A 2489-nucleotide genomic window follows, 5' to 3' on the forward strand; every position below is an offset into this window, starting at 1 on the left:
GCAAAAAAGCATGGTATTAAAGCGACCGTTCTAGAAGCCAATAAAGTTGGATGGGGGGCAAGCGGCCGAAATGGCGGTTTTGCAATGATTTGTGTAGGTAAAGATGACTATGCAGACACCGTAGCTCAATACGGACTTAAAAGAAGCAAAAACAGCAATTTGACGTCGGATTTTCAGCAGTAAAAACTGTAGAAGATATCGTGCGCGAAAAATATGATCGACGTCGAGCGCGCTGAAACCGGCTGGATAAATATCGCTCACAAACCTTCTAGAATAGATGGACTAAAATCAACCCAGCGACTTCTTAAAGATAGTTTCAACTATGAAACTGGATTTATTGACGAGAAGAATCTTAGACAAAATTATATTGGTAGCACTGAAGGGTATAGTGGGCTGATCTACCCTGATGGGTTCGGACTTCATCCGCTCAAATACGCTCGCGGAATGGCAAAAGCAGCAATCGACCACGGTGCAACGATCCACGATCAGTCACCGGTCTTGAGTTGGACTAAGAAGGGCGGCCAGCATGTCCTAAAAACGCCTGAAGGTACCTTAGTCGCTGACCATGTAGTAATAGCGACTGCTGGATACACGTTGGATTCATTAAATCCATGGTTGGCTGGACGCGTTCTTTCAGCTATATCAAATATAGCTGTTACGCGTCCATTGACTCCCCAGGAGCAGGTTAAAGCTGGACTTAAAACCACCATGATGGTGAGCGATACTCGTAAGCTTGTTTTTTACTATCGGTTGTTGCCCGACGGTCGGCTTCTTTTTGGTGCTCGTGGCGGAATTCGCGATGAAGGCAGTCGGAACAAGCAGGCATATGATTGGCTGATCAAACGAATGGTCGACATGTTTCCGAGTCTTGCGTCCGTCGAAGTTGAATATTTCTGGCGTGGTTGGGTGTGTCTGTCTCGCGACAAACATCCGCATATGGGTGTTACTGAGGACCCCTCAGTTCATTATTCAATTGCATACATGGGTAATGGCGTTGCTCTCGCTTCTCACTTCGGTCGCCTCGTTGCTGCCCAGGTTGCGGGGCAGCCAGAAGAGCCAAATATTACTCTTTTTAGAAAACAGTTGCCGCGGTTTGAGTTGCCATGTCTCCGTGAGGCACAGTTGAGAGCAGCTTATTCTTACTATGGAATAAAGGACCAGTTTTTATGAGTCACAATACACTGCAAAACGTCCAGTTTATGAACTCACTCATGGACTACACTGAGCTCGGCATTAGATTGATAAGAAGAAAGGATTTGTTACTTGGATCCTCATTGGTGAATGGGCAGTGGTTAGATAGTCCGGTGACAATCGATGTGAATGATCCTGCTACCGGCCAACTGATTTGCAGCGTCTCAAGCCTTGACGTCGAATACATCGATGAGGCGGTTGACGCCGCAGTGAGCGCTTTTCCTGTCTGGGCTAGTTATCTGCCAAAGCAGCGCGGCAATCTGTTAAGAAAGTGGGCCGCGCTAATACGGGAGCACCAGGAAGATTTAGCTACTTTGATTACTCTTGAACAAGGTAAGCCACTTGATGAGTCCCGAGGGGAGATCGAGTATGGAGCCGGGTTCATTGATTGGTTTGCGGAAGAAGCAGAAAGATTGTATGGAGAGACATTACCAAGCCACAAGCCAGGAAGAAATCTTAGTGTCGTGATACAGCCTATAGGCGTGACGGCTTGCGTTACACCATGGAATTTCCCTTCTGCCATGATTGCTCGGAAGGCTGCTGCGGCACTTGCTGTGGGTTGTACAATGATTGTTAAACCCGCCCCGGAAACGCCATTGTCAGCGTTGGCCCTGATTAGATTGGCTAAAGAAGCGGGTATCCCGGCGGGAGTGTTGCAGGTCATAGTTGGCGACGCTGCGTCCTTATCCATGCGTTTGCTTGAGCGCAAAGAAGTGCGAGCTTTCTCATTTACTGGTTCGACTGAAGTAGGTCGGTTGCTACTTGGGAAGGCTGCAGCAACGGTCAAAAAAGTATCGCTTGAACTAGGTGGAAATGCACCTTTCATAATTTTCGATGATATGCCCCTTGATAAGGCTGTCGATGACTGTATGGCGGCTAAGTTCGCCACATCCGGTCAAGACTGCCTTGCGGCTAATCGAATTTATGTTCAGCGCGGAATTTACAAGGAGTTTGTTGAGCGTTTCGCCCTGAAAGTGTCGAAACTGCGCGTCGGCCATGGACTCGAAGTCGGGTCTGAAATCGGACCAATGACTCGGTTGTCAGCGGCAGATAAATGCCGTCACTTAATTGCAGATGCAATCGAAAAAGGGGCATGTGTAGTCGCTCATCATTCGGATTGTTCAATTGGTTCATTTGTTTCACCAACCGTTTTAGCTGATGTGACTGATGGCATGTTGATCGCTACCGACGAAATATTTGGTCCTTTGGCTGCAATTCTACCGTTTGATAGTGAAGACGAGGTAGTTAAGCGCGCTAATAACACAGAAATGGGTTTGGCGGCCTATGTATATACCAAC

Annotated in this window: 2 protein-coding genes and 1 pseudogene; all 3 read left to right on the top strand. The window is 47.6% G+C overall.

The genetic code is table 11. The features are described from left to right. Positions 1-183 (top strand): annotated as a pseudogene (locus tag HT737_RS29960) (FAD-binding oxidoreductase); the annotation flags it as partial. 30 nt (positions 184-213) lie between these two features. Further along, complete coding sequence (locus HT737_RS29965) at positions 214-1170, top strand: FAD-binding oxidoreductase (RefSeq protein WP_182404628.1); 957 nt, start codon at positions 214-216, stop codon at positions 1168-1170. Beyond that, positions 1167-2489 (top strand): NAD-dependent succinate-semialdehyde dehydrogenase (locus HT737_RS29970; protein ID WP_306287317.1); only part of this gene is annotated, 1323 nt, incomplete at its 3' end. The genes HT737_RS29965 and HT737_RS29970, both read left to right, overlap by 4 nt.

Origin of the sequence: Pseudomonas sp. MD195_PC81_125, assembly GCF_014060985.1 — a bacterium.
Classification (GTDB): Bacteria; Pseudomonadota; Gammaproteobacteria; order Pseudomonadales; family Pseudomonadaceae; genus Aquipseudomonas; species Aquipseudomonas parakoreensis.

Excerpts from the sequence above, each read along its gene's own strand:
- HT737_RS29965 (WP_182404628.1), top strand. The coding sequence starts at position 214 with ATGATCGACGTCGAGCGCGCTGAAACCGGCTGGATAAATATCGCTCAC.